Genomic DNA, 25,494 nt, shown 5'->3' on the forward strand with positions numbered 1-25,494 from the left:
GCGTGTTTTCCGTGTTTTCAACAGATATTTAGAGTATAACGGCAAAACAAGACCAAATATGGCTGCTGAATGCCCAGAGAGATTGAACTGGGAATTTTTACAATATGTGTGGAACTTTCCTAAACTACACCGTATGATAATTATCAACAAGCTAGCAGAGCAACGGAGTAAAGAAATTATTATTCTGCAAAATCCTCGTCAGGTGTTAAATTTGCTGAAGCGAATAAATCATGCAGCATAATGAAACCACTGCTTTTAAATTTAGTTACGGCGATATCTTCGACTAGCCCTAAAGGATTAGCTAACGCGTCCTTCGCGATCGCTTTACTGACAGCTACGCCTCAATCAATAGTTGCTCGGGAATGGTCAGAAATTGAATCTAGGGGAGAATTAAAAGTCGCTGTTAAAGATAATTTGCGTCCTTTAGGTTTTACTAATCAAGATGGTAATTTAGTCGGCTTAGAAATTGATATTGCTCGTAAATTAGCCGAAGAATTATTGGAAGATAGAGAAGCTCTAGAATTTATACCTGTAGATAATAAAGAGCGATTGCAGGTAATTTTAGAAGATGAGGTAGATATAGCGATCGCCAGAGTAGCTGTTACTACTTCTCGTAGCAGAATAGTCGATTTTAGCCCTTATTATTATTTAGACGGAACAGGAATAATTACCAAAAATCCTGAGATTAAAAATTTAGGCAGGTTAGCTTCAGATCGGATTGCCGTACTCAAAAAGTCTGCCACCATTGCCGTAGTTCGTAATCGATTACCTAATGCAACTTTAATTGGCGCCGACTCTTATCAAGAAGCCTTAAAATTGCTGGAAACCAATCGGGCTGATGCCTTTGCGGGCGATCGCTCTGTTTTAACAGGTTGGATACAAGAATATCCTGCCTATAATCTGCTTCCAGAAAGACTATCAGGGGCTGCCTTAGCAGTAGTAATGCCTAAAGGTTTACAGTATAGGGAATTACGTTCAAAAGTCAATCAGGCGATCTCTGAATGGAAAGAGTCTGGTTGGTTAGACTCAAGAATTAAATACTGGGGGCTGTAATACTAAATCTTTGGATAGAACACTTTCACAAGTCAGCCAATATTGGCTACACTCAATGCGATAAGTGCGACACGAAGTTAGTCCGTGCATGATAAGCGGAGCAAATGCTTACTTCATACCGCTCCGAGACCGAAGGGCGGAGTGCGGTTTATCCGTGAATCCGTGATTGGCAAATCATGCACGGGCAAGCCGCTTCGTAAATTATGCACGGGTGTAAAGTCAGAAGTCCCCTCATTCGAGGACAAGCCACAAGGGGATAACATCAGAGGAGTTATAGCTACTTTAAGTCAAGAGTACTTTATTAATCGGATTTAGTGTAATTAATGGCGTTGCTAATTTAGCGATCGCTAATTTTTGGTCAGACACAATCTCAATCAAAAAACTCAATCAAGAAAGATTTATTGCGGATTTGAATTAATGGGCAAAAACCATTCGATAATCTTGACTGCCAGAAATCCACAGCCCAAACCAGCAACGTTAGCTGTAAGATCCTTAAACTCCCCGTATCGATTGACATAGGGTTGAATTAGTTCGATCGCTCCACTCCAGGCAATAAAAAACAGGCTGATGATTAGCCAATAATTGGGTTTTCTCAAGGCTGTCGGGATCATTAGCGCGGCATAGGCAATAAAATGATGAGCTTTGTCTGTGCCAGGTACAGGAGGTAAACTTTTTAATGGCCAAACGGACAAGACTGTAATGACTGTAAGAATAAACAGCGTGGTGAATATCCAGTACTTTCTGATGGAAACTAATAGTGCAATCATCAAATATTTGCCAAAAATAAACTAGTTATAGATAATTTCTCCTAAAAATCAGCTTTTGTACAGTTTACTAAGCTTTTCGGTTGAGTAGAACACACAAGTCACATTGTGCTAAAGCATACACCTTCGGATATCCTGCGGGAAGAGGAAATTCTAAAAGCTAAAAGCTAGTTAATCAACAGCGTAGTCTATCAAGCATGAAAACTGCTGTAAAGCGATCGCCAAAAAGTAGTTCACTCATTTTAGAAAATGAGAGTTAAAATCGTCGTGAAATATCTGGCTAGATCGATGAAAGATTCTCTCAAAAGTAATCAAAACACTTTAACTCAAGCTGAATTAGCTAGTCAGATAAAGCTAATCAATGTTGCCGAAATAGAGATACTTCAAGCAGTTTTATTCGTAATTAATACCCAATACTTCCAAGATAAGCAATATTTAGAACCAGCTTTAGTCTGTGCCTTACTCCTCAACCATATTTAAGTTCCTAGTCTCTACGCTACATCTCCTCGCGGATATTTGAAGCAGCAAAAAGAATATGGCAAAAGATGTCAAGATAATATTCAAAAAAATCTTTTACCTTGGGCAATTGAAATGATAAAACAAAATCGTCTTTGCACCTTAGATAAAAGATATAGTCATGGCGAGAAACTCAAATTTTAAGCAGTTCAGAACTGCCTCTTGGCGAGAAATCAAGCATGGTAAACATCTTAAGGTAGGACAAAACGATATTTTCGATTTGCTTGCTAACCTTAGCTTGACTAATCTGATTGAAGGAGAAGTCATTGCTGATGCTTATAGTCATATCAAAACCGACTATGTCCTCGTTAGCGATCGCCTAAATTTATCTGATGTCTGCGCTCTAGTTTTAAATCATGAAAGCGTGCCTGCTCTTTATCGTATTACTATATTTCTTTGGACAACAGTAAATAAACGCTTGATATTTTTCACAAGAGATAAAAAAATCTTATATTACGGCAAGAAAAATCATCCCAAAAGTGTATAACTTTTAAACCCATAATGTGTATTAAACAATATTTATAACTATTAATAGATTCAAAGACTCTACTTTAGATAGAAACAATATTTCATAATTTTTTTTATGGTTTGTAAGAGACCAATAATAAGGAGTCAATAATGGAAAGATTAATTAAATTTATAAAGTCGATCAAACTAAAGCAAATACTAACGGTATTTTTGGCAGGTTCATTGCTAGTAATTAGTACAGCCTGTAATAAAGATAACATTGCCCAAGCCAAAGGAAAGGAATACACCGAAACCTCTCAAAGAGCAATGTCCGATACCTCCGATAAAGATAAAATGGGTGAGCAATCTTTTCAGGGTGGCATGAACAAGTATAACGACGATCCCCGCTATGATTCAGGCACTGCTGCTGGTAAAACTAAAACGCTAATAGACACAGCAGAACGCCGTAAAGCCGACGACCTGGGCGAATATGGTGATAATGTGTTAGAACGCTCAGTATTTAATAAAGATGTAGACGAAAAAGCCCTAAAAGGATTTTCTCGTAAATTGGAATACAATAAAGATAAAGCCGCAGATTACGTTGACGACAAATCTGACAAGTTAAAAAATAATCTTGAAAGAGTTCCTGGCGAAAGCAAAAGAGTATTTGATGAAGCGGTAGATAATGCTAAAGGTGCCATAGATGATCGAGTAGTGCTACCGGAATAATAACTTTGAGCAAGATGTAACCTAAATTCGTCAGAGAAACCTCGTCGTCCTCAACAAATTAGTTCTATATGCCCCAATCATGGAGATCCTAGACTTATTGGAGGATAAATGGAACGACGGGGTTTTTCTAAATGCCTTTGGCGGTAAGTTACTCAAGGCGCGATTTCTTCGCATCTTCAATCATGGCAAAATTTGATTACTCTCTAGACTATGCTAATTTAAATTTTCGCGATCGCCCCGATCTCTACCGCGTGGGCAAAGGAGAACAAGGGGTTTTGTTGGTTGAACCTTATAAGTCTGAAATATTACCCCATTGGCGATTTAAGAATCCCGAAATAGCTACTAAATCCAGCGAAAAAATTTATCAAATGTTCCTGCAATATTTAGATAATGACGATTTTGTTGGTGCAGACATGGCGCGTAAGTTTATCCAGATGGGGTACACCAGATCCAGGCGTTATGCTAATCATAAGAGTGGTAAAAAATACCGCACTAATCCTCAAAAGGCAGAATCTAAAGCAGCCGAGAAAGAAGCACGAAAAGAACTACTACCCTTGGAGGTAGATCCGATCAAAGCCAAGTCAGCAGAAATATTTAAGGCAAAGTGGCAACAAGCAAAAACTAATCGTAAATACCAACAACTATTGCAGCAACACCAGCAAAAATACGCAACGGATCATGGGACAAAAGCAAATTAGAACAGGTTCACCCGTATCCTGGGATTGGGGCAACGGTACCGCCCAAGGTAAGGTAAAAGAAATTCACCAGGAAAAAATAACTAAAAAAATTAAAGGGAGTGAGGTTACACGCAACGGTGAGAAAGATAACCCTGCTTACTTAATTGAGCAAGAAGACGGTACGCAAGTATTAAAGCTCAAAAGCGAATTGAATGAAGGATAGTTCACTCAATAATCAACAGCGATCGCCATTAGCTCTCAACACTAAATCTGATTCGGAAAACTCACTTTCGGTGAGTAGTTTGAACCAGGCTAAAAATCTGTTGCCTGCACTCAATTTTGACTGGGTGGATCTCAACAGGATTTAGTATAACTACTTCTGCATTACTAATTGATGACATAAAGCAAGAAGCTCATTCCCTGGTTAGATGCGATCGTTTTTAATCCCATGCAAGATTGTGGGCAGTTGTATATTGTCGCTGATTGATGCAGATCCGAGTTAAACCAATTTTTAAATTAATTAAAGAAGCCTTCGGTGAATGGCAGCAAGATAAAGCTTCGATGCTGGCTGCTGCTTTGGCTTACTATACGGTATTTTCGATCGCGCCACTGTTGGTTATTGCGATCGCGATCGCTGGTGCGGTTTTTGGCCAAGATGCTGCTCAGGGTGAAATTGTATCTCAAATCAATCAGTTGGTAGGACAAGAGGGAGCTGAAGCAATTGAAACGATTTTAGCTAATGCAAATCGACCACAGCTTGGTAACTTAGCATCAATTATTAGTCTGGTGGTGTTGTTTATCGGTGCGTCTGGCGTGTTTGCTCAACTACAGGAAGCTTTAAATACTGTTTGGAACGTTAAAGCCAACCCAAATGCGGGTATTTGGGAATTTGTTCGTAAGCGACTATTATCTTTCGGTATGGTACTGGCGATCGGCTTTTTACTGCTAGTATCTCTTGTCCTGAGTGCTATATTATCTGGCATTGGTAAGTTAGAAATTAACTTGCTTTCTGGTTTTACTCCCCTGTGGCGATTAGTTAATTTTGTCGTTTCTTTTGGCTCGATCAGTTTATTATTTGCCCTAATTTATAAGTATCTTCCCGATGCCAAAATACGCTGGAAGGATGTTTCGGTAGGAGCAATAATTACCGCCTTATTATTTACCATAGGCAAATTTTTAATCGGCTTGTATTTGGGTAGAGGCAGCTTGGGTTCAGCTTATGGTGCTGCTGGTTCTTTGATCGTTTTTTTAGCCTGGGTATTTTATTCAGCTCAAATTCTGTTGTTCGGCGCAGAGATTACTCAAGTTTATGCTCGTAAATATGGCAAAAAAATTCGTCCCGACTCTCAAGCAAAGTATTCTCAATCTTCTAATAAATAACTATCCGAACTTGATATGACATAGGAATTTGAACTGAAAAATATTAAATAAAAAATGCTCGACAGTAAATCTAAGCTTAATTAGATTTACTATCTGAGTAAGCAAATGCTGATTATTTTAGATCGTCGGGAATAGTACTATCGGCAACATCTGGATAAAGTTTGCCCCAATCTTTTACTGCTTCTTTTGTTTCCTTGCCGATTTCTTTGACTCTTTCTAAGGGAGCATCGTCGGTTCGGCGTGCTTCTTGTCGCCACTCACGAGTTGTGCTTGGTCTTTCAGGATTAGTGTTAACAACATCGCTGCCAACAACATCGGCGGCAGTCTTGCCGTTTGTGGCCGAATTGCTAACACCACTGGTTAATAAAATTGCTCCTAATAAAATAGTAGTTAGAAAGCTTGTTACTTGAATTTTTTTAAGCAGAGAACTAGCGTAACTTATAGCTTGAGAAATTAAATGTATCATAGTTGGTTTGTTAGATAAATGTGCGATTTTTTAATCAGTGTCAATAGCTTAAAATCAAAGTAAATTCATTCGATTTTGGTCAAATAGATTGAATACTAAATTTACTTGGCTATTATCCACTAAATTTTAGATTAACTAACTTACCAACATTAATTCCTCCGACTAAGGTTATAATTTGTGGGGAATATTATAATTTGTGGTGAATATGCTCTGACAAACTTTACTCGTTTGTAGATAAGTTGTTACTAATAGAGATCGCCATAAACTCAGTCAAGAAAATCTGACGTATTTTGTCGAAGATTTTTACTCATCCTTCGTTAGATAGAAATAACTAACAGCGGTGAGCGCTTATATCTACTTCTTAAAGAAGATATTTTTGACCGATAAATTAAAGTGTAATAAAAGTATACATTAAACAATTTTATCTAATCAGCTTCATGTCTATTCCCATCCCCCAAAGACCTAGCGGCTATAGATTAGGTAATGCCGATGCCCCAATAGTAATTGAGATGTTTTTTGATATCGAATGTCCTTTCTCGAAAAAGGGTTGGCAAACAATATTGCAGGTGGCAGCAGCATACTCTGAGCAACAGATCTACCTGATTCTTTATCCGATGACTCTGGGCAATCATCGTCAAAGCTGGGATGGAACTAAAGCTGCGATCGCAGTGGCGGGAGATGATACCAACCAGTTCATTAAGTTTGTCAGCTATCTTTTTGAGCATCAGTCAGAATTTGCTAACGAGGCATCTCAAGATAGGACACAAAACCAGTGGCATCAACTTCTAGCTAGCTATGCCGTGGATGCTAGCGAATGGTCAGACAAAAACCAGTTTATCGAATTATTAAATAGCCAAGAAATTTATAGCCAAGCCAGAATACCCGCTCGTTTCGCTACTATACGAGGGGTTTGGTCAACTCCCACCTACTTTATTAATGGTGCAGAAGCAACTGATTTGTCTTCTCAATCTAGCTTGCAGGATTGGCAAAAGGCGATCGCTGCTTTGCTTTAAACAAGTTTAACAATACAACTAAGCACTAATAAAACTACTACAGAATGACTAACTACGATTTTTTAATCATCGGCGCAGGTACTGGTGGGATGGCTGCTGCTAAAAAAGCTGCTGAGTATGGGGCAAAAGTAGGAATTATCGAACAGGAAAAAGTTGGGGGAACTTGCCTCAACCGAGGCTGTACTCCTAAAAAATTGATGGTCTATGCTGCGGATTTTGCGCTTCAAGAATCTTTAGCCGTTAGCTATGGCTGGCATCAATGCGAGAGAAAAATTGATTGGTCATTGCTAATGCAGAAAATTCATCAACGCCTAGATGATATTAGCAATTCTTTTAAAGATACCTTCGCCGAAAAAGGAATTGATTTAATCTATGGTGCAGCTAAGTTTATCGATCGCGGCACAGTTGAAGTAGAAGACCAATTAATCAGTGCCGATAAAATTTTGATCGCCGTCGGGGGACACCCAATTAAGCCAGACATTCCAGGCAAAGAATTGGCTATAACCTCTCGTCAGATGTTTCAGCTAGGAGAAATTCCCCAGAAACTAGCAATCATTGGTGGTGGCTATATTGGCGTGGAGTTTTCTAGTATGATGAATGCTTTTGGTTCAGAAGTAGTGTTGATGGACACTGGCGAACTAATTCTGTCAGGATTCGATCGCGATTTGAGAATCAATGTTCAGCAAGGATTGATCGATCGTGGAGTTAAATTTATTAGCGAAACTACAGCCGAGAAAATTGACGGTGATGGTAACCGTTTTAAGCTTCACTTGTCTAACGATCAAACCATTATTGCCGATAAAGTATTGTTAGCCACTGGACGCGCACCTAACACCAAAAGTTTAGATTTAGACAAGGCAGGGGTGGCAACTGGCGAGAAAGGTGAGATTAAGGTTGATGAATATTGTCGCACCCAAAATCCGCATATTTATGCTGTCGGTGACTGCATAGACCGCGTTCCGCTAACTCCAGTAGCTAAAGCAGAAGCCTTAGCAGTAGTAGAAACCTTATATGGTAAAAATCCTCAGCGTATCGACTATACCTATGTTACTTCGGCGGTGTTTTCTCGTCCCGAAGCAGCCACCGTCGGCATGAGTGAATCAGAAGCTAAAGATAAGTACGGTGATGAGGTTAAATGTTATTGCGATCGCACTACGCCCATGCTTTATAGTCTAGCTGATGAGGCACAAGAGTCAGCAGTGATTAAGTTAGTAGTCGTAGGCAAATCAGAAAAAGTTATCGGCGCACATATGGTTGGAGAACACGCTGCGGATCTGATTCAATGTCTTGGTGTAGCTATCCGTAAAGGCATTTCTAAACAGGATTTAGACAATTCTTTTGGTATTCATCCTACCATTGGCGAAGAATTTATGTCTTTATCATAAGGTCAGTTATTGGTGACAAGTTAAGACACTACGTTGTTTGTCAATTGGTTATTAGTTATTAGCTCTTAGCTTTTTCGCCCCAAAGTGCGAGGATTGAAACCATTTAATAAATAGTCACCTATCTTGAGATATACATCTTTGGATATAGTCAAACGATCCAACTTTTGGCTCATTTGAAAAGCCTTGGAATTGTTCTAGGATTTTTATACGAAGAATTGCATCATCTTCTTTGACTTGTAAGCCACATTGTAGTCAATAACCAAATCTAGAAAGAAGATGTTTATTAAAGATGTTTGTCGACTACAATCTATCATTTATGTTGAGAATTAAAAAAGATAATGGAGCAAAACCTACCAACTTGTGGACAATTAGAGCGAAATCTTTCGCAAAGCATTCAAAAACTATATCTTCGAGAATTAGAACACTCTCCTGATAAAGTAATTTGTCAGCTTTTTGGTAATCGACTGGCGATTGTCATTGAAAATTCATTAACGGCTGTTGAACTAGCTCTGGCTGGTTGTCCAGAATTAGACGGCATGGTTAAACAGTTGAATAAAGAAATTAATAAAGTAGTTGAATTTAAGCTAAAAACACTGATTGAAGAAATATTGTCGGTTCAGGTCGAAGATATCTTGTTCGATTCTACGATAGAAACTAACAGAGCAGGCGCGATCGCAACTCTCAGCGAATCACCCCGAGTCCGCAATCCAAGTTCGATTCCCAAAAACAGAATCGTTAACCATAGCAAGCAACCTGCACCAGTCATGATTGTCAGTGGTCAAGACAGGCAAACAGATAGAGAAGAAATGGAGGTTGTTAGGTAGACTCTTCCCCTAAAAGGGCAGCGAACCGGGAGACTGGGGGACTGCCTTTTCCCTTTTTCCTTTTCCCCAATCGTCATTAATGACGGGGCGTAATTACCCATTTTCTTGTAACCAAACTTAGTTTGTTTAGCTTTGACCCTACATTGTATAAAGATATACATCTTTTGATGGAGAAATATTGTTAACGTTCGTTTGAACTTTACTTTTTAGTCGCGTTATTGAGTTATTGGCTAATAGCTAATAGCTTTAATATTATTTGGGTAAAATACAACTCATAATGAGTATGAATAAGTAAATGGAAGTCAGAGAACTAGAAGTCAATCAAATTCATCGACCTTTACCAAGACAAACAGATCGGCTTAAGGTAGAACAATTAGCTCAATCAATCGCCAAAGAAGGTTTACATGAGCCTATTGATGTTTTAGAAGTAGATGGACAGTATTATGGTTTTTCTGGTTGTCATCGATATGAAGCACATCAGCTGCTTGGCAAAGCAACTATTAAATGTCGAGTACGCCGCGCACCTCGTTCAGTATTGCGATCGCATATTGCTTAATTGGCTGGGTGTAGATTGGTTGCGTTTAGACTTTCTGGTTTTTAACTATTAGCTATTAGCTTTTAACTAAAAACCTCGCCTGTTTCTTGTAAAGAATGGAGGCGGTGGTAAATACCGCCTTGGTTTAATAATTCCGCGTGATTGCCTATCTCAATTATTTTCCCTGCATCTAATACGACAATTTGGTCGGCTTCACGGATAGTACTAAGACGGTGAGCGATAATCAGGGTGGTGCGTGTACCTAAAATCGCTCTCATGGCTAACTGGATCGAACGTTCCGACTCATAATCTAAGCTGGATGTCGCTTCATCAAAAATTAAGATATCAGGATCGACAATTAAAGCTCTAGCAATACCCAAACGCTGCTTTTGCCCTCCTGAAAGCCTAACTCCTCTTTCTCCCACTACAGTTAAATAACCTTGGGGTAGATCGTGGATAAACTCATTAACCCTAGCTATTTGACAGGCTTGCTTAACTTGTTCTCGATTTACTTGAGGATTACCGTAGATTAAATTATCCCAAACTGTACCATTAAAAATATCGACATCCTGATGTACGATCGCTAAACGACGACGATAATGAGTAATATCTAGATCGCGAATGTTTTCACCGTCAACCTTAATCGCTCCCTGGTTAGGTTCAAAATAGCGGAACAGTAGTTTGACCAAGGTAGATTTGCCCGAACCAGAACGACCTACTAAAGCAACAGTCTGGTATGGTTTAATTAAAAGGTTAATATCTTGCAAAATTAGACGATGGCGATCGTAACCAAAGCTGAGATGCTCAAACTCTAGTTTGCCATCGAACTTGTAAGGGTTATCCGCCACGTCTTCCATAACCAAACTGGCTGCATCCATTCCCGTCTCAAGCTGCATAAAGTCATGAAAACGTTTCATCGAAGCATAGCGACGGGCAAAGATTTCTGCTAGCTGACCAATAGGTTCAAGCTCTGCATACGCCATACTAGAAACGGTCAGAGTGGTAATAAAATGACCTAAAGTAATGTTGCCCCTAACGGTAGAAATTAGGGTAAACAACAAAACAAAAAAGACACAGGTTTGAATTACGGTGCGCGACCAGGTAATTAAATTGACGTAACCCCGATGGATGCGATAGGTAACATATTTAAACTCCCGCTCAAATCGCTGCTGTTGCCGTTGATATTCTTGGGCTTCGGCAGCAAAAGACTTAACGGTTTTGATGTTGGTAATAATTTCTGAGGTACGGCTTTCGGTATTCTCCTGATGTTTTTCCAATAATTCTTCTTTAGCAATCAAAAATCGCAGATGTTTCAAGCTGTAGATCAGAATTAAGACAAAAGAAAGCAGAAAAGCGATCGCAATTCTGGGTTCAATAAATAAAATCATCACAAAGATACCCAGAATCCGCGCCAGTTTGGGGATTAACTGCCCTGCAATCTCAGGATACGTCCAGGTATGATTTTCGATGCCCCGCGCGATTCTCCCCGAAATACGCCCAGGATTATTCTCATCGTAATAACCTAAGGGTAAAGTCAAAATCTTGGCTACCACTTGACTAAAGTTATCTCGTCTGGCTTTGAGCGCAATTGCCCAGTGATGCCAGACTCCAATCCAAGGCTCAATAGGCGATCGCACTACCGTTACGATAAAAATTATTCCTAGCAACACCCCCAAAGACAACCATTTTCCCTGAGGAAAATTGCCAATATTCTGCACTAAGGCAATCGAGCTGCGGATCGGCGCATCCAAAGGCTGATTCGACAATACGTTCAAGATTTGCCCGATGCAATAGGGAACAACTAAATCAATAATCTCAAACAAACTAGAAGCAGCGATACTGAGAATGGCGATCGCTTTGTACTTACCAAAATAACTAACAATATCGCGAAAAGAAGACATTATTTAAAAAGATGAACGAGAAATGAATGAGCAGAAGTAGAAAATAGGACAATACTTCTGGTTTAACAGCTAATAGCTATTAGCTAAAAACTAAAAAATAAATATTACTGATTTGCTCAAGAAAATGTTCCAGCTTTTGAGACTCAAAACTCCGCGTTGCGTTGATAGTTTTTTCTTAATTGGTAAACCTACAGTTAGAAAAGCTGCTTAGATATAGATACAGGCGGTTTATTCGGCTAACAATACATTAATTTCTTCAATAAAATACCCTATGTCTTCCAATTCCACTATAACGATTCCTAATCTACACCGCTTAATTTTAAATAATGGCATCACTTTGATAGTCGTCGAAAACCAAGCAGCAGATATCATTTCAGGTCGTTTCTTTCTTAAAGGTGCAGGTACAATTGCCGAGCAACCAGAGCAAGCTGGATTGGCTCATTTAGTCTCGGCGGTAATCACCAAGGGAACAGAAAATTTATCTGCTTTAGAAATTGCTGAAAAAATCGAGTCGATTGGTGCGGGGTTAGGTACAGATGCTTCGACTGACTATTTTTCCCTCAGTCTCAAAACTGTATCGTCAGATTTTCCGCCGATGCTGAAGCTGTTAGCAGAGATTATGCGATCGCCTACTTTCCCTGAATCAGAAGTAGAATTGGAGCGCAAGCTAACTTTACAAGCAATTCGTTCTCAAAAAGAACAGCCGTTTAACGTGGCTTTCGATCAGTTGCGTCAACAGATGTATCCGCAACATCCCTATGGGGTTTCTGTATTGGGTACAGAAACCAGTGTCGCAGCTTTAACTCACGCCAATCTCCAGCAGTATCATCAAACTTATTTTCGTCCCGATAACTTGGTTATTAGTCTATCTGGACGAATTACCCAAGAGCAAGCAGTTAATCTTATTTCAGAGGTTTTTAGTGATTGGCAAAAACCAGATTATCCTTGTCCTCCTTCTCCGCTAAATTCTCCTACTCTTAATCCTTCTCAGCAAGAAATTATTCAAGATACCCAACAGTCGATTGTCATGCTGGGTTACTTGGGGACCAAGGTAAATCTTGAGGATTATCCCGTCTTAAAACTAATCAGCACTTATTTGGGTAACGGACTCTCTAGCCGTTTATTTGTCGAATTACGAGAAAAAAGAGGTCTGGCTTACGATATTTCCGCATTTTTTCCGACTCGTTTGGATATCGCACCTTTTATTACCTATATGGGAACAGCACCTGCTAATACTGAGATAGCAATTGAAGGTTTAAGTAGCGAGGTAAAACGTCTGACGCAAGTAACCTTGACGGAGGAAGAGTTGCAGGGAGCAAAAAATAAGCTGCTGGGACAATATGCTCTGGGTAAACAAACCAATGGTGAAATTGCTCAAACCTATGGTTGGTATGAAACTTTGGGTTTGGGGGTAGACTTTGACAATACCTTCCAGGCTAGTATTCCCCCAATTACGGCTGAGAAAGTGTATCAGGTAGCCAATAAATATCTGAGCCAGCCTTATATTTCGATTGTCAAACCAGAAGGCTAACTCACATTATCTGCAATATGTTAGTTAAACGGGTAATTTAAACGATCGCCCTACTTTTTTGAATTTTTAAATCAAATATTTTCTCGATCACATCAGCCACCACTTTATCGGGAGTAGATGCACCACTGGTTACGCCGACGGTAATTTTTCCCTCTGGTAGCCAGTTTTGGGCAACGGTAATTTCTCCGTCTAAAGGCTTGTGTTCTAGGCGATCGCGACTTAAAATCCTTTCTACAGAGTCAATATGATAAGAAGGAATTTTGCTTTCGACGGAGATTTCCTGAAGATGAGTAGTATTAGAAGAATTAAAGCCACCAATGACGATCATTAAGGATAAATCTTCTTTTACTAAGTCAAACATGGCATCCTGTCTTTCTTGAGTGGCATCACATATCGTATTGAAGCTCATAAAATGTTCGTTTAACTCGGTTGGACCATACTTTTTCAGCATGGTTTGTTCCAGAAGCTTGCCAATTTGCTCTGTTTCGCTTTTGAGCATTGTGGTTTGATTGGCAATGCCGACTTTCTCTAAATCGCGATCGGGATCGAATCCTTGAGAGTAAGCATTTTTAAATAAAGCTAAAAACTCTTCTTTGTCCCCACCATGAAGAATATAGTTAGTCACATATTCTGCCTGTGTCAGATTTAACACTACTAAATAGCGATCGGCAAAGGAACTAGTAGCTATAGTTTCTTCATGGGCATATTTACCGTGAATAATTGAGGTATAGTCGCGTTTTTTATGCTTTTCGACAGAAGTCCAGACTTTAGACACCCAAGGACAGGTAGTATCAACAATTTTACAGCCTCGATCGTTGAGCAGCTGCATTTCTTGAACACTGGCACCAAAAGCAGGCAAAATAATTACATCACCACCATCGACTACACTAAAGTCTTTTTCGCCATCAATCAGTTCGATAAAGCCTACATTCATCTCTCGCAAACGCTGATTGACCGAAGGATTATGAATAATTTCGTTAGTAATCCAGATTTTCTCGTTCGGGAAATGCTCTCTGGTTTCATAAGCCATGGCTACGGCTCTTTCTACACCCCAACAAAAGCCGAAAGACTCAGCTAGACGAATCGTTACGTCTTCTTGGGAATAGCAATAGTTGCGATCGCGAATAATTTGAATTAAATCACTTTGATACTCGGAATTCATGGTTTGATGCACTTGTTCATCGTGTCCAAAACCGCGACGATGATAGTTTTGCGACTGCTGCAAAGAACGTTTGAAAGCTTTTGTATCTATTTTTTGATTGGTCATAAAAATTATGTTTATTTTGAGTTTATTTTATTTTTATATAGATAGGATAAAATTTTCTTAATACTACTTTATAGTTTAAGAAAATTTTAGTGAGTTTACCCGAAGCAGATACCCCTTTATATAATCACACTTTGCCTACTCTCGAAGAATGGCTACGCAGTAAAGGCTGCGATCAAGACGAAAATAATCTTCACTGTTGGTATTTAGCTGAATCAGCCTGGAAAGCAGAAATTTGCCTTGATACCGAAGAATTGACCGTGCGTTATTTTGATGCCGAATTAGAAAGTCAAAATCTGAGTCGCTCTTTTAAATATTCTCTCAGTCGCCAAGATGTAGAAGATGCAGTCTTTTCAGGACCATAACCTGGATTTTTAGAGTTATTTAGATTTATCTCGCTGGGCGATCGCTTCGGCTACGCGCAGCTCTAAATTATGCCAGACTATGCCAGAAAAAAAAGCCTTAGAATTTAAGGCTTGATTGACCAACGGTCAGAGCAGGCTCCGTCGTTTTATATGCGGAGCGGTATCCTTTAGGACGGCGGAGTAATCTCTGACTTTATTGCTACTTAGATCGAAAAGCTCTGGCGATCGCTAATTAATTTAGCCATCCTTTGAGTCGACGCGCTACTTGAGGGCGTCGCAGCTTACGCATCGCCTTACTTTGAATTTGGCGCACTCTTTCGCGAGATAGGCTAAACATTCCCCCCACTTCTTCTAAGGTGTAGGGTTGGCTGCTAGATAAACCATAACGTAAACAAATAACGTCTTTTTCTCGCTGGGTTAATACATCATCAAGAACATCAGTAATTTCTTGGCGCATCATGGTTTCATTTATCCGCTCTTCAGGAAGCTGAAGATCGCTATCCTCTAAAAGATCGACAAGCTCTGTATCTTCCGCTTTACCGACGCGATGATTCAAAGATAGTGACTGGCGACGTAACTCTAATAACTGGCGCAGTTGAACGGGAGGTATTTTTAGCTCTTGTGCTAATTCTGTCTCGCTAGGATTACGCTGTAGCTTTTGCTTTAAGTTACGCTGAGCCTTTTTAAGTTTGTTGAGTTTTTCGACAATATGAATCGGCAAACGAATAGTACGAGCATCATTAGCAATTGTGCGGGTAATTGCCTGACGAATCCACCAGTAAGCGTAGGTAGAAAATTTATAGCCTTTATTGGGGTCAAACTTCTCTGTAGCTCTATTTAAACCGATCGCTCCCTCTTGAATTAAGTCCAGAAAAGGAACGCCACGATTAAGATAGCGTTTGGCAATAGATACTACTAGTCGCAAATTGGAACGAATCATTTTGCGCTTGGCTACTTTTCCCCGGTATAGCATAAGCTCTAAGTGTCTTGCTGATTCTAACCCCATTGCTGTTGCCAATTCAGCTTTGGTCGGCTTTTGCTGTAGTTCTTCAGCTAGCTTGCGTCGAGTTTTTTCTACGTTTAACATTAACTTGACATCATTAGCCAAAATAATCTCTTCCTCTGCTGTTAACAAAGGATAACGAGCCATTTCCTTGAAAAATGCGCCAATATTATCTTCTAAGGCAATTTTACGCCGACTATCAGTCTCAGAGCCAAACTGATTTTTATCAGTGTATTCTGCTTCAACTAAGTTTAAATCTTCGACTATGATTTGAGATTCTTCACTAACTAAAATATTTGTGCTATAGCTATCGTTTTCTGTCAATTTCACTGTAGTCATTGGCTTAGCCCCTTTTTCTAAAGCAAGTTTTTCGATGTCTGAAAAATAATTTACAATTAGTTTTGACCAATAGAACTAGTTGGTTTTTACACTGTTGATGTTTAACTAGAAACCTGAAAATTAGGCAAAAAGACCTGAATCAAATAATCGGCAATGCATTTTGTTTTTTTAAACTAAATTTATTTTATTTTCTGTTTTAAGTTAATTGGTTAATTATAAAACTCTCATGTTTCTGATTTTTTCCTTTAAAAGCATACTTTTTCTTAATATTATTTGTTGAAAAATTATAGTAAGGTAGCCTACATAATTTTTCTCTATCGCCTATGGTGCTTGAGTTTTAATCTTCCTTGAAATATATTTAATTAAACAGGATTAAACATCCAAGTAACAAATTTTTCCTAGATGATTAGCTTAATATCTTTTCACAAAAATTTGATTAAAAATGTAGCTCTGTTTACTTTCAAATGTTTTTTGTGATGAAGCGATGACTTTAATCAGATTAGCTTATATATTTTTGATTGCACTGCCACATTAATCTTATATAAATTCGATTAATGTTATTTATTACACAAAATAAAATTAGTATTAAACTAAATATTTATTTGAGTGGCGAGACTAAAGGTAAAATAGTATTTTTGTACGAGTAATTAATCAACTTTGAATGTTAACTGGTACTGCCGAAAATGGCTCTTCCCAAGATGGTAGCGATCGCTCTTCCTATAAATTTATGACTCAAACCAGTCTGGTACTAGCAGAACCCCAAAACATTTACACGTTTAATTCTCAGCAGTGGGTCGAGGTTTTAGTTGATTGTCCAGGAACACAAGGTTTATACACTTATAGCCTTCCCCCAGACTTAATAGTGCGTTCGGGTGATATAGTCAGCGTTCCATTTGGGATGCAGCTTACAGGAGGTATTGCCATTCGCTTATTAACCTCTCCCCCAGAACATTTAGAGCCAAAACAAATTCGTTCTGTCGAAGATGTAATTACGTCGGGATTTTTCAAAGATACCTATTGGCAACTACTAGAAAAATTAGCTAACTACTACAGTACAGATTTAATCAGTGCGATTCGGGTAGCTCTCCCCCCTGGTTTATTAGGGCGATCGCAAAGAAGAGTCAGATTAAGTTCTGTAGTTCCGCCTGGTGCAGAAGCTTTTTGTAGCCTTATTGCAGGGCGAGTTCTCCAACTGTTACAAAGTCAGAAAGATGGCGACTATAGCGTAAATTATCTCAAAAATCAGCTTAAAGGAGCAAATCGTGGTATCAAAGAACTTAGCAAGCGAGGCTGGATCGAAAATTACTTAGAACCTCCCAAACGAGCCAAACCTAAATTAAAAATAGCCGTTACTTTGGCAACAAATAGCTTTTTGGACGATTTAACCGCAAGACAGCAAGAAATATTGCAGATTTTAAAAAATCGCGGTGGGGAATTGTGGTTGAAAGAATTGATCCAATTGTGTCGTACTACCTCAGCCACGATTAAAAAACTGGAAATTAAAGGCTATATTATCTGCTCAGAACGCGAGATTTTGCGTCAAGAACAAGGAGTCCTTCAAGCAGCAGACCAATCCAAAGAACTAAATCCAGCGCAAGCCGATGCCTTAGCAGTAATCAACGCTCAACAGAACCATGCTCAAATCCTTTTGCATGGGGTAACAGGTTCAGGTAAAACTGAAGTCTATCTTCAGGCGATCGCGCCTATCTTAGAACAGGGAAAATCAGCTCTAGTCCTAGTGCCTGAAATTGGCTTAACCCCGCAGTTAACAGATCGCTTTCGCGCTCGTTTTGGTGAACAAGTATGTGTCTATCACAGCAAACTTTCCGCTGGAGAACGTTACGATACTTGGCGACAGACGATACAGGGAGAACCCCAGGTAGTAATCGGTACGCGCTCGGCTATCTTTGCTCCGTTACCAAATTTAGGCTTAATTGTCCTTGATGAAGAACACGACTCTAGTTTTAAACAAGACCGCCCGATACCTACTTATCACGCCCGCAAGGTCGCTCAGTGGCGTGCCGAGTTAGAAAATTGTCCTTTGGTTTTAGGTTCAGCCACTCCATCTTTGGAAAGTTTGATAGCGGTTGCCAAAGCAGGGGCGAATGGTTATTCGCCCTTACAAGATGCAGGTGCAGAAGTGCGAGCAAAGCGAGATCCTGCGCCAGAATTAGGGCGAGAGTGGACGGGCGACACAAGCGCCCTCACAAACAGAGCATTTTATCTATCTCTACCTGAAAGAATCGGTAATCGCCCTTTACCCCAGGTAACCATAGTCGATCTACGTCAGGAATTAAGTCGAGGCAATCGCTCGATTTTTAGTTTAGCTCTGCAACAGGCGATCGCTGATATGCAATCACAAGGACAACAGGGTATTTTATTTATTCCCAGACGAGGACATAGTACCTTTGTCTCTTGTCGCAGTTGCGGTTACGTGATGGAATGTCCAGATTGCGATGTATCTCTTTCTTATCACCATACCCATGAAGGGGCAGCCAAGTTATTGCGCTGTCACTACTGCAACCATACTCGTATCCAGCCTGATATTTGTCCTGAATGCAGTTCTCCCTATCTCAAGTTTTTTGGCAGTGGGACGCAAAAAGTTACCCAAGAACTAGCTAAATTATTTCCTGAGCTTAAATATATTCGGTTTGATAGCGATACTACCCGCAACAAGGGGGCTCATCGTCAGTTAATCGATCGCTTTATTCAGCAAGAAGCAGACATTTTAATTGGAACTCAGATGCTGACCAAAGGATTAGATATTGCAGGAGTTACCTTAGTCGGGATTGTGGCAGCAGATGGCTTATTACATCGTAGTGATTATCGAGCTGCCGAAAGAGCCTTTCAAACCTTAACTCAGGTAGCGGGTAGAGCAGGTAGAGGCGACATTCCTGGTCAAGTAATTTTACAAACTTATTCCCCCGAACATCCAGTAATTCAGGCAGTTAAAACCCACAACTATGAAGATTTCAGCACCACCGAATTGAGCCAGAGAGCAGAATTAAACTATCCTCCCTACGGAAATTTAATTTTAATCAAGCTGAGTAGTATCGACCAGCGCGAGGTAGAACAAGCTGCCCAAACGTTAGCAGATCGCTTAATTGATACTTTGAGCGCGGAATACGAAATATTAGGTCCCGCACCAGCCAATATTATGCGGGTTGCCCGTCGCTATCGGTGGCAAATTTTACTCAAGTTCTCCGCAGCAGCCCAGGCTAACTTGCCCGATCTAAATATCTGGCGATCGCACTTACCTAAATCTGTCAGCATGACCATTGATGTCGATCCAATCAATATGGAGTAAAAATCATCGATTATTTTTTCTTTAATGATTAAAATTCAATCATTAGTTAAGTTATAGATGATTGAAGATATTTTAAATAACCAGCATTATGCGAGATTTTGCTCAAATTCAACGGACTGATTACGACGTAATTATTATTGGAGGGGGAATTAATGGCGCAGGTGTCGCTAGGGATGCTGCTTTAAGAGGTTTAAACACAATTTTAGTTGAGAAAAACGATTTTGCTAGCGGGAGTTCCAGCTGGTCTACCCGACTAATTCATGGCGGTTTACGCTATTTGGAATATTTTGAATTTCCTTTGGTAAGGGAGTCCTTAAAAGAGCGTGAGATATTACTCCACACTGCGCCTCATCTGGTTAATCCCCTACAGCTGACAATTCCAATCTATCGCAATCGCTCTCGCCCTTATTGGAAGATTTGGGCGGGGATGATTCTCTATGATGTTTTTAGCTTTGATAAAACTTTACCCGTGCATCGAATGTTGCCCAAAGCGAAGTTTCAACAGCTATTTCGCTCACTTGATGAGGAAAACTTAGTCGGCGGTTCACAATATTATGACGGACAGGTAACTCTAGCAGAGCGTCTTTGTTGGGAAAATATTGTTTCGGCGCAGAATGCAGGGGCAATTGCTTTAAATTACGTTGAAGTTACTGAATTACCGATTAAAAATTCCCGCATTAGCGATGTTATCTGTAAAGATAAGTTGACTGGAGAAAGCTTTACCATTTCAGGCAGCCCTGATGCCGTAATTATTAATACCGCAGGCCCCTGGATTGATAAAGTTTGTCAATTGGGTAGCAAAGCAGGGCAAAAAAATCCTATTGGCGATACAAAAAAAAATGGTGGAACAAAAGGCAGTCATATTGTCGTCGGTCAATTTCCTGGCGCACCAGGGTCAACTCTTTATGTTGAAGCAAAATCTGATGGTCGCCCCTTCTTCATTGTTCCTTGGTTAGGTATGTATCTTATTGGTACTACAGATATACCCTATAATAACGATCTTGATAATCTCAAAGCCGACAATGCAGAAATTGATTATTTATTGAGGGAAACTAATAGTATTATTCCGACTGCTAAATTAAAGCGGGATGATATTAAGTTTACTTATTCTGGAGTACGTCCTTTACCAAACGCTGAGGGCAAAAAACCAGGCAGCATTACCCGCAAGCACATTATATTTGACCATCGCAAGGAAGGAGTCAGCAATTTATTAACTTTAATTGGCGGTAAACTAACTACCTATCGCAACGTAGGCGAAGAAATAGTGGATGCAATCTTTAAAAGGATGAAGCGATCGCCAAAACCCTGCCAAACCGATTCTCTACCTCTGCCAGGCAGCATTCTGCCGAGCGATCGGCGTATTCAACAGGCAATTGATGATTATACTCCAACCCTATCAGTTAATACTATCGATCACTTATTCTCAATTTATGGTGCCAAGGCGTTAGAGGTTTTAGCCTTAACCAAGGAAAATCAGGAATTAGGCGAGCTTCTTAGCTCACAATTGCCTGATATCAAAGCTCAGATTGTTTATGCTGTCGATAGCGAGTCCGCCCATACTTTAGTAGATATTTTGCGCCGTCGCACTACGTTGGCAATGAATGGTCATTATGGCATGGATTTATTACCCGTAATCATTGAAACTTTGCAACAATACTGCGGTTGGACTCAGCCACAAAGCGATCGCGCCTGTGCCGACTATCGCTTTTTTATGGAGCAAAACTGTATTCCTGATTATCAGCTGTAGATGGTTGCAACTAATCTGGCAATTACGACACTACCCAAATTCATTAAAAATACGGTTCGGGTGGAAACCTACGCGCAATACGCCATTAGAATTGTCTGGATACTAAACGATCAATATAATTTGGCGATCATTTAGTACCAGCATATTTTTGAATTGATTTAACGCTGCCATCGCAACCAGGTAGAAGTTAGCTTTTTAACGAACGGAGTAAAGCGACTCTGGCTATATTCATCCGCGGCTTTGCGAATCACCTCCGCTTGGGTGGGATAAGGATGAATTACACTGGCGATCGCACCTAACCCTAAATTCTGCTCCATTGCCAACGTGATTTCACCGATCATTTCTCCAGCATGACGGGCAACAAGAGTTGCGCCCAGAATTTGGTCTCGGTTTTTTAACACATGAATTTTAACAAAGCCCGTAGTTTCTCCATCGGCGATCGCCCGATCGACGTCATCCAGTGATATATAGAAGGTACGAACTTCATCAGAGCGCTTTTGGATCTCTTGCGCTGTAATGCCAACATGAGCAATCTCTGGATCGGTATAGGTACACCAAGGCATTGTCAAGTGACTGAGCTGGCGGCGACCGATACCAAAGATGGAAAAAAGTGCATTTTGAATGACAATCCGTGCGGCAGCATCAGCGGCATGAGTAAATTTCCATTTCATACAGCAGTCGCCCACAGCATAAATCCGCGGATTAGACGTTTGCAAGTAATCGTTGACTAAAATACCTTTCTTTCGATCTGTGTCAACGCCAACACTATCAAGGTTTAATCCTTCAATGTTGGGCGATCGCCCGACTCCAACTAGAATTTCATCAACGGGGATAGATTGATAGTTGTCGTCCACACTATAGTAAATCAGTTTCTCAGTTCCTTGCTTCTCAACCCGTTGAACCTGAGCGTTTAATATTACATTAATGCCCTGATTTACAAACACTTGTTGCATCAGATTAGAGGCATCTGGATCGGACTTTTCCAGAATTCGCGATCCTCGTTGTAAAAGCGTTACTTGTGAACCTAAACGTTGAAAAGTTTGGGCTAATTCACAACCTATGTATCCACCTCCAATAATAGCAAGGCGATTGGGACAAGTCGTCAGGTTAAAGACCGTTTCATTTGTGAGATATCCAACCGCTTCAAGCCCTTCAATCGGAAGTTGGACTGGGCTAGATCCCGTCGCAATCACTGCTTTCTTAAACCGCAAGGTCTGATTAGCAACGGTAATTGTATCTGAACCTGAAAACTCAGCTTTCCCAATGAACACATCAACACCGTATTTCTCATGCATTCGTTGAGCCGAATCATTTTTGCTGATTTCTGCTCGTACTCGACGCAGCCGCTCCATCACGGCTGGAAAATCGACGTGTACTCCCTCCTGGATCTGCACCCCAAAGCGGTGGGACTGCAAAACATCAGAGATGGCTCTTGCCGAGCGGATTAGGGTTTTAGAGGGAACACAACCTACATTAGTACAGTCGCCACCCATAAGATGTTTCTCGATCAGAGCCACTTTTGCCCCCAGCATGGATGCCCCAGCAGCAGTAACTAATCCCGCTGTACCTGCGCCAATCACTACCAGGTTATAGCACTTTGCTGGAATTGGATTTTGCCAATCTGGAGGATGGACATTAGAGATCAACTCTCGATTATAGGTATCCATCGGTAGAACCGTAACGGGATCGACAGAGAATTGAGTCATTAGCTACCTCAATAATTAAAAGTTAAACTTCATTAGCTGCTTTGCAATCCGTTTCTTCAAGTAATAATTAAGTCCATATAGATAATGGACATCTCGATCAAATTATAATCAATGCAGATTGATATCCTGTTAACTTTCTTGCCAAAAACTAACAGAGTGTTTGGCAACATTTTATCTGCGCTAATACGGCAACATGGGAAAGATGATTGCTCAGAACTTCTTAAATCTACTTAAAAAAGATTGTCAACAAGCACTAATCACGATATATCTATAGTAAGGGAAAGCTAAATAGTAATTTATCTCAATAAATTTTGTTTATGACTCACGCTATAGATCTCAAATACCAGCCATCATCGAAGCTCAAGCAGCTACCTAAATTTATCTTTATTGGCAATGCCTCAACAACATCGGTGGATTTAACTAAGGAGCGACATCTCCCTTCTAATCGCAACTTGTTAAGTCAAATCGATGTCGGAAACTTTTCACTGATCGATCAAATTCACGTTCCCCGCAATTTGTCTCGTCAACTAAAAAATCTACGGCTCAAACCTGGAAAAATTGTGCAGCTAGTTAGCAAAACTAGCAATGGCTCTGTAGTGATTAGCATTAATAATAAATTAATCGGCATCGGCGCGGAGATTGCTCAGAAAATTATTGTGACTTTGGTTGATGATACAAAATTATGAGAATAGCGATTAGCATTTCAGAATTACCAATCGGTTCGGTAGCTATTGTTGCAGGATACAGTCGGGTTTATGGTGGTTACGTTGGGAAACTCATATCTCAGGGATTATTACCAGGTACTTCTTTCGTGGTGCTCGACCTAGCTTTGCCTCAGGGTGCAGTACAAATTATGCTTAAAGAGAAAATTATCACTCTTTCTAAACCAGAGGTAAATGCACTTTGTGTTGAAACCATTACTGAAGAAGATATTTAAAAGATTAAGTCAGAAGTCAAAAGTCAGAGATTACTCCGCCGTCCTTTAGGACGACGCGAAGCGGTATGCTAAAGCATACCGCTTCGCGTCGCAAATCATGCACGGGCATATTCTTTAGGGCATAAAGTCAGAAGTCAGAAGTATTATCTTCTCGTCTTCTAGTGTACTTGGGCAGATTTTTTAACTTTACTATGGAAACGTGGTACTTTTATCCTTCTTCTTTTCTTTGAGCGAATCTTAGTTTAGCCGATCGCGATCGCGGATTGGCTCGTTGTTCGTCTGGTTGAGCCGTAATCGGTTTTTTGGTAATCACCTTTAATAATTCGTGATCGCGGAAACGATGTTTGACAATGCGATCTTCCAAGCTATGAAAACTAATAATGCCAATTTTACCTCCTGGTTTGAGCCAGTGAGGAGCGCGATCGATCAATTTCTCTAAAGACTTTAATTCTTGATTAACTTCGATACGTAATGCTTGAAAAGTTCGGGTAGCAGGATGAATTCTACCATGACGATATTTGCCAGGAACAGTAGAGGCGATCGCTTCAGCTAAATCTGTCGTAGTTTTAAATGGGCGTTTTTGTACGATCGTTTTAGCAATACGGCGCGAAAATCTTTCTTCTCCATATTCATAAATTAAATTGGCTAAAGACACTTCCTTCCAGTGGTTAACAATCTCGGCTGCGGTAATTCCACTGCTGCGATCCATGCGCATATCTAAGGGTGCAGTGTTGCGAAAACTAAAGCCTCTAGCGGCAATATCTAACTGAGGTGAGCTTACCCCCAGATCGGCGATAATTCCCTCAAATAATATGCCATTTGGTTGATAGTCGGCAAAATTTCCCTGCCAAAAACTTAACTGCTGGGGATAATGATCGGCTAATCTAGCCTTGACTGCTGCGATCGCCGTCTCATCTCGATCTATGGCGATTAGCTTCAGGTTTTCTCCTTGAGCGAGAATTAATTCACTATGTCCACCACCTCCGGCGGTAGCATCCAAATATATACCTTCGGGCGATGGATCTAATCCGGCAATTAATTCGCGACTCAACACAGAACGATGATTAAATGCTGGTGCTTTCTGTGTTTCCACTAAATTTCTCTCCTACAAATCTTGATTAAGATTCTATAACCTAAGTCCTGGAAGATACTAATTTATTTGAAATTTGCGGTTACAATGGTCAATGTAGAGAATAAAATGTATTTTTTATTTCTACTTTTTCCAACTCTTTATCAAGATAAAGCTGAATTTATCATATTCATATATGGAAGTTAGCCAACGCCCAGGAAAAGTCGAAGACCCTCCTGGTCATAGGTGGGCAGGAATCTTAGGAACGGGAGTTGCGGTAGTTACCTTAACTCTACCCCTAGTGATGATTGCCTCGAATTCTCCGTTTAGCAGCAACCCACAACCTGCTCCTCCAACAATCTATCAACCTCAAAATATTAAACTTAACCCGATGAAATAAGAAAGAATTACCGCGCTCCAGATTCTTGATTATTAAAGCGTTGGGAAAGTTAAATCCAAGCTACTTTTTTAATGAGCTTATTCTGGTAGTTATCTTTATAAACAAGATAGCTAAGTTTTTGTTGCCAACAAGATTA

Annotated in this window: 27 protein-coding genes; 20 read left to right on the forward strand and 7 right to left on the reverse strand. The window is 40.1% G+C overall.

Annotated features, from left to right (window positions below; all coding sequences use genetic code 11):
• The first annotated feature begins 58 nt into the window (after window positions 1–58).
• Window positions 59–241 carry a hypothetical protein gene (locus V6C71_05295; protein HEY9767912.1) on the forward strand — a complete coding sequence of 61 codons (183 nt, stop codon included), beginning with the start codon at window positions 59–61 and terminating at the stop codon, window positions 239–241.
• A complete protein-coding gene (locus tag V6C71_05300) occupies window positions 241–1,053 on the forward strand; it encodes a transporter substrate-binding domain-containing protein (protein HEY9767913.1) in 813 nt (270 codons plus the stop codon). The genes V6C71_05295 and V6C71_05300 overlap by 1 nt, the downstream gene beginning before the upstream one ends.
• A gap of 398 nt (window positions 1,054–1,451) precedes the next feature.
• Here V6C71_05300 and V6C71_05305 read toward each other — a convergent pair whose 3' ends face one another.
• Window positions 1,452–1,820: a VanZ family protein gene (locus V6C71_05305; protein HEY9767914.1), complete on the reverse strand. Its 369-nt coding sequence runs from the start codon at window positions 1,818–1,820 to the stop codon at window positions 1,452–1,454.
• 285 nt (window positions 1,821–2,105) lie between these two features.
• Here V6C71_05305 and V6C71_05310 point away from each other — a divergent pair, with 285 nt between their 5' ends.
• The 7 genes from V6C71_05310 (at window position 2,106) to V6C71_05340 (ending at window position 5,566) form a co-directional block, all read left to right on the forward strand.
• Window positions 2,106–2,297 carry a hypothetical protein gene (locus tag V6C71_05310; GenBank protein ID HEY9767915.1) on the forward strand — a complete coding sequence of 64 codons (192 nt, stop codon included), beginning with the start codon at window positions 2,106–2,108 and terminating at the stop codon, window positions 2,295–2,297.
• 157 nt (window positions 2,298–2,454) lie between these two features.
• Window positions 2,455–2,820, forward strand: a complete 366-nt coding sequence (locus V6C71_05315; GenBank protein HEY9767916.1) for a hypothetical protein — start codon at window positions 2,455–2,457, stop codon at window positions 2,818–2,820.
• A gap of 131 nt (window positions 2,821–2,951) precedes the next feature.
• On the forward strand, window positions 2,952–3,509 hold the full coding sequence (locus V6C71_05320) for a DUF6658 family protein (GenBank protein ID HEY9767917.1): 558 nt from the start codon (window positions 2,952–2,954) through the stop codon (window positions 3,507–3,509).
• Window positions 3,510–3,691: 182 nt separating this feature from the next.
• Window positions 3,692–4,207 carry a DUF4385 domain-containing protein gene (locus tag V6C71_05325; protein ID HEY9767918.1) on the forward strand — a complete coding sequence of 172 codons (516 nt, stop codon included), beginning with the start codon at window positions 3,692–3,694 and terminating at the stop codon, window positions 4,205–4,207.
• A complete protein-coding gene (locus V6C71_05330) occupies window positions 4,188–4,409 on the forward strand; it encodes a DUF2945 domain-containing protein (protein ID HEY9767919.1) in 222 nt (73 codons plus the stop codon). Before V6C71_05325 ends, V6C71_05330 begins: the two co-directional genes overlap by 20 nt.
• On the forward strand, window positions 4,399–4,554 hold the full coding sequence (locus V6C71_05335; protein ID HEY9767920.1) for a hypothetical protein: 156 nt from the start codon (window positions 4,399–4,401) through the stop codon (window positions 4,552–4,554). Before V6C71_05330 ends, V6C71_05335 begins: the two co-directional genes overlap by 11 nt.
• A gap of 118 nt (window positions 4,555–4,672) precedes the next feature.
• Window positions 4,673–5,566, forward strand: a complete 894-nt coding sequence (locus V6C71_05340) for a YihY/virulence factor BrkB family protein (GenBank protein HEY9767921.1) — start codon at window positions 4,673–4,675, stop codon at window positions 5,564–5,566.
• A gap of 112 nt (window positions 5,567–5,678) precedes the next feature.
• On the opposite strand, the gene V6C71_05345 is transcribed toward V6C71_05340, so the two are convergent.
• On the reverse strand, window positions 5,679–6,032 hold the full coding sequence (locus V6C71_05345) for a hypothetical protein (protein HEY9767922.1): 354 nt from the start codon (window positions 6,030–6,032) through the stop codon (window positions 5,679–5,681).
• A gap of 437 nt (window positions 6,033–6,469) precedes the next feature.
• On the opposite strand from V6C71_05345, the gene V6C71_05350 reads away from it, so the two are divergent.
• The 4 genes from V6C71_05350 to V6C71_05365 all read left to right on the forward strand — a co-directional run bounded on the left by V6C71_05350 (window position 6,470) and on the right by V6C71_05365 (window position 9,810).
• Window positions 6,470–7,045, forward strand: a complete 576-nt coding sequence (locus tag V6C71_05350) for a thioredoxin domain-containing protein (GenBank protein ID HEY9767923.1) — start codon at window positions 6,470–6,472, stop codon at window positions 7,043–7,045.
• Window positions 7,046–7,089: 44 nt separating this feature from the next.
• The gene (gorA, locus tag V6C71_05355; GenBank protein ID HEY9767924.1) at window positions 7,090–8,430 is read left to right on the forward strand and encodes a glutathione-disulfide reductase; all 1,341 of its coding nucleotides are present in this window, start codon (window positions 7,090–7,092) and stop codon (window positions 8,428–8,430) included.
• Window positions 8,431–8,768: 338 nt separating this feature from the next.
• Complete coding sequence (locus tag V6C71_05360; GenBank protein ID HEY9767925.1) at window positions 8,769–9,254, forward strand: DUF2294 domain-containing protein; 486 nt, start codon at window positions 8,769–8,771, stop codon at window positions 9,252–9,254.
• Between the two features lie 295 nt (window positions 9,255–9,549).
• The gene (locus V6C71_05365; GenBank protein ID HEY9767926.1) at window positions 9,550–9,810 is read left to right on the forward strand and encodes a sulfiredoxin; all 261 of its coding nucleotides are present in this window, start codon (window positions 9,550–9,552) and stop codon (window positions 9,808–9,810) included.
• A 62-nt stretch (window positions 9,811–9,872) separates the two neighbouring features.
• On the opposite strand, the gene V6C71_05370 is transcribed toward V6C71_05365, so the two are convergent.
• The gene (locus tag V6C71_05370; protein ID HEY9767927.1) at window positions 9,873–11,690 is read right to left on the reverse strand and encodes an ABC transporter ATP-binding protein; all 1,818 of its coding nucleotides are present in this window, start codon (window positions 11,688–11,690) and stop codon (window positions 9,873–9,875) included.
• Window positions 11,691–11,961: 271 nt separating this feature from the next.
• Here V6C71_05370 and V6C71_05375 point away from each other — a divergent pair, with 271 nt between their 5' ends.
• Window positions 11,962–13,221, forward strand: a complete 1,260-nt coding sequence (locus V6C71_05375; GenBank protein HEY9767928.1) for a pitrilysin family protein — start codon at window positions 11,962–11,964, stop codon at window positions 13,219–13,221.
• A 37-nt stretch (window positions 13,222–13,258) separates the two neighbouring features.
• Here the strand turns inward: V6C71_05375 and V6C71_05380 are convergent, their stop codons facing one another.
• Window positions 13,259–14,488, reverse strand: coding sequence for a 4-hydroxy-3-methylbut-2-enyl diphosphate reductase (locus tag V6C71_05380; GenBank protein ID HEY9767929.1), 1,230 nt, complete (start codon window positions 14,486–14,488; stop codon window positions 13,259–13,261).
• An 89-nt stretch (window positions 14,489–14,577) separates the two neighbouring features.
• Here V6C71_05380 and V6C71_05385 point away from each other — a divergent pair, with 89 nt between their 5' ends.
• A complete protein-coding gene (locus V6C71_05385; protein ID HEY9767930.1) occupies window positions 14,578–14,850 on the forward strand; it encodes a DUF3143 domain-containing protein in 273 nt (90 codons plus the stop codon).
• Between the two features lie 232 nt (window positions 14,851–15,082).
• Here the strand turns inward: V6C71_05385 and V6C71_05390 are convergent, their stop codons facing one another.
• Entirely contained in the window at window positions 15,083–16,192 is a 1,110-nt protein-coding gene (locus V6C71_05390) for an RNA polymerase sigma factor, RpoD/SigA family (protein HEY9767931.1), read from the reverse strand.
• A gap of 661 nt (window positions 16,193–16,853) precedes the next feature.
• Between V6C71_05390 and priA the strand changes: the two genes are divergently transcribed.
• Complete coding sequence (gene priA, locus V6C71_05395; GenBank protein ID HEY9767932.1) at window positions 16,854–19,499, forward strand: primosomal protein N'; 2,646 nt, start codon at window positions 16,854–16,856, stop codon at window positions 19,497–19,499.
• 88 nt (window positions 19,500–19,587) lie between these two features.
• A complete protein-coding gene (gene glpD, locus V6C71_05400; protein ID HEY9767933.1) occupies window positions 19,588–21,246 on the forward strand; it encodes a glycerol-3-phosphate dehydrogenase in 1,659 nt (552 codons plus the stop codon).
• Between the two features lie 158 nt (window positions 21,247–21,404).
• Here the strand turns inward: glpD and V6C71_05405 are convergent, their stop codons facing one another.
• Window positions 21,405–22,952, reverse strand: a complete 1,548-nt coding sequence (locus V6C71_05405) for a mercuric reductase (GenBank protein ID HEY9767934.1) — start codon at window positions 22,950–22,952, stop codon at window positions 21,405–21,407.
• Between the two features lie 317 nt (window positions 22,953–23,269).
• On the opposite strand from V6C71_05405, the gene V6C71_05410 reads away from it, so the two are divergent.
• Both V6C71_05410 and V6C71_05415 read left to right on the forward strand, forming a co-directional pair.
• Entirely contained in the window at window positions 23,270–23,638 is a 369-nt protein-coding gene (locus V6C71_05410) for a ferrous iron transport protein A (GenBank protein ID HEY9767935.1), read from the forward strand.
• Window positions 23,635–23,889: a FeoA family protein gene (locus V6C71_05415; protein ID HEY9767936.1), complete on the forward strand. Its 255-nt coding sequence runs from the start codon at window positions 23,635–23,637 to the stop codon at window positions 23,887–23,889. Before V6C71_05410 ends, V6C71_05415 begins: the two co-directional genes overlap by 4 nt.
• Before the next feature lie 208 nt (window positions 23,890–24,097).
• Here V6C71_05415 and rsmH read toward each other — a convergent pair whose 3' ends face one another.
• Window positions 24,098–24,982, reverse strand: a complete 885-nt coding sequence (rsmH, locus tag V6C71_05420; GenBank protein HEY9767937.1) for a 16S rRNA (cytosine(1402)-N(4))-methyltransferase RsmH — start codon at window positions 24,980–24,982, stop codon at window positions 24,098–24,100.
• 172 nt (window positions 24,983–25,154) lie between these two features.
• Between rsmH and V6C71_05425 the strand changes: the two genes are divergently transcribed.
• A complete protein-coding gene (locus tag V6C71_05425; GenBank protein ID HEY9767938.1) occupies window positions 25,155–25,358 on the forward strand; it encodes a hypothetical protein in 204 nt (67 codons plus the stop codon).
• Window positions 25,359–25,494 lie beyond the last annotated feature (136 nt).

The organism is Coleofasciculaceae cyanobacterium (assembly GCA_036703275.1).
GTDB lineage: Bacteria > Cyanobacteriota > Cyanobacteriia > Cyanobacteriales > Xenococcaceae > Waterburya.

Excerpts from the sequence above, each read along its gene's own strand:
- V6C71_05295 (HEY9767912.1), top strand. The coding sequence starts at position 59 with ATGGCTGCTGAATGCCCAGAGAGATTGAACTGGGAATTTTTACAATAT.
- V6C71_05350 (HEY9767923.1), top strand. The coding sequence starts at position 6,470 with ATGTCTATTCCCATCCCCCAAAGACCTAGCGGCTATAGATTAGGTAAT.
- V6C71_05360 (HEY9767925.1), top strand. The coding sequence starts at position 8,769 with ATGGAGCAAAACCTACCAACTTGTGGACAATTAGAGCGAAATCTTTCG.
- V6C71_05365 (HEY9767926.1), top strand. The coding sequence starts at position 9,550 with ATGGAAGTCAGAGAACTAGAAGTCAATCAAATTCATCGACCTTTACCA.
- V6C71_05380 (HEY9767929.1), bottom strand. The coding sequence starts at position 14,488 with ATGACCAATCAAAAAATAGATACAAAAGCTTTCAAACGTTCTTTGCAG.
- V6C71_05415 (HEY9767936.1), top strand. The coding sequence starts at position 23,635 with ATGAGAATAGCGATTAGCATTTCAGAATTACCAATCGGTTCGGTAGCT.
- V6C71_05405 (HEY9767934.1), bottom strand. The coding sequence starts at position 22,952 with ATGACTCAATTCTCTGTCGATCCCGTTACGGTTCTACCGATGGATACC.
- glpD (HEY9767933.1), top strand. The coding sequence starts at position 19,588 with ATGCGAGATTTTGCTCAAATTCAACGGACTGATTACGACGTAATTATT.
- V6C71_05325 (HEY9767918.1), top strand. The coding sequence starts at position 3,692 with ATGGCAAAATTTGATTACTCTCTAGACTATGCTAATTTAAATTTTCGC.
- priA (HEY9767932.1), top strand. The coding sequence starts at position 16,854 with ATGTTAACTGGTACTGCCGAAAATGGCTCTTCCCAAGATGGTAGCGAT.
- V6C71_05310 (HEY9767915.1), top strand. The coding sequence starts at position 2,106 with ATGAAAGATTCTCTCAAAAGTAATCAAAACACTTTAACTCAAGCTGAA.
- V6C71_05320 (HEY9767917.1), top strand. The coding sequence starts at position 2,952 with ATGGAAAGATTAATTAAATTTATAAAGTCGATCAAACTAAAGCAAATA.
- V6C71_05335 (HEY9767920.1), top strand. The coding sequence starts at position 4,399 with ATGAAGGATAGTTCACTCAATAATCAACAGCGATCGCCATTAGCTCTC.
- gorA (HEY9767924.1), top strand. The coding sequence starts at position 7,090 with ATGACTAACTACGATTTTTTAATCATCGGCGCAGGTACTGGTGGGATG.
- V6C71_05300 (HEY9767913.1), top strand. The coding sequence starts at position 241 with ATGAAACCACTGCTTTTAAATTTAGTTACGGCGATATCTTCGACTAGC.
- V6C71_05340 (HEY9767921.1), top strand. The coding sequence starts at position 4,673 with ATGCAGATCCGAGTTAAACCAATTTTTAAATTAATTAAAGAAGCCTTC.
- V6C71_05315 (HEY9767916.1), top strand. The coding sequence starts at position 2,455 with ATGGCGAGAAACTCAAATTTTAAGCAGTTCAGAACTGCCTCTTGGCGA.
- V6C71_05330 (HEY9767919.1), top strand. The coding sequence starts at position 4,188 with ATGGGACAAAAGCAAATTAGAACAGGTTCACCCGTATCCTGGGATTGG.
- V6C71_05410 (HEY9767935.1), top strand. The coding sequence starts at position 23,270 with ATGACTCACGCTATAGATCTCAAATACCAGCCATCATCGAAGCTCAAG.
- V6C71_05305 (HEY9767914.1), bottom strand. The coding sequence starts at position 1,820 with ATGATTGCACTATTAGTTTCCATCAGAAAGTACTGGATATTCACCACG.
- V6C71_05390 (HEY9767931.1), bottom strand. The coding sequence starts at position 16,192 with ATGACTACAGTGAAATTGACAGAAAACGATAGCTATAGCACAAATATT.
- V6C71_05370 (HEY9767927.1), bottom strand. The coding sequence starts at position 11,690 with ATGTCTTCTTTTCGCGATATTGTTAGTTATTTTGGTAAGTACAAAGCG.
- V6C71_05345 (HEY9767922.1), bottom strand. The coding sequence starts at position 6,032 with ATGATACATTTAATTTCTCAAGCTATAAGTTACGCTAGTTCTCTGCTT.
- V6C71_05375 (HEY9767928.1), top strand. The coding sequence starts at position 11,962 with ATGTCTTCCAATTCCACTATAACGATTCCTAATCTACACCGCTTAATT.
- V6C71_05425 (HEY9767938.1), top strand. The coding sequence starts at position 25,155 with ATGGAAGTTAGCCAACGCCCAGGAAAAGTCGAAGACCCTCCTGGTCAT.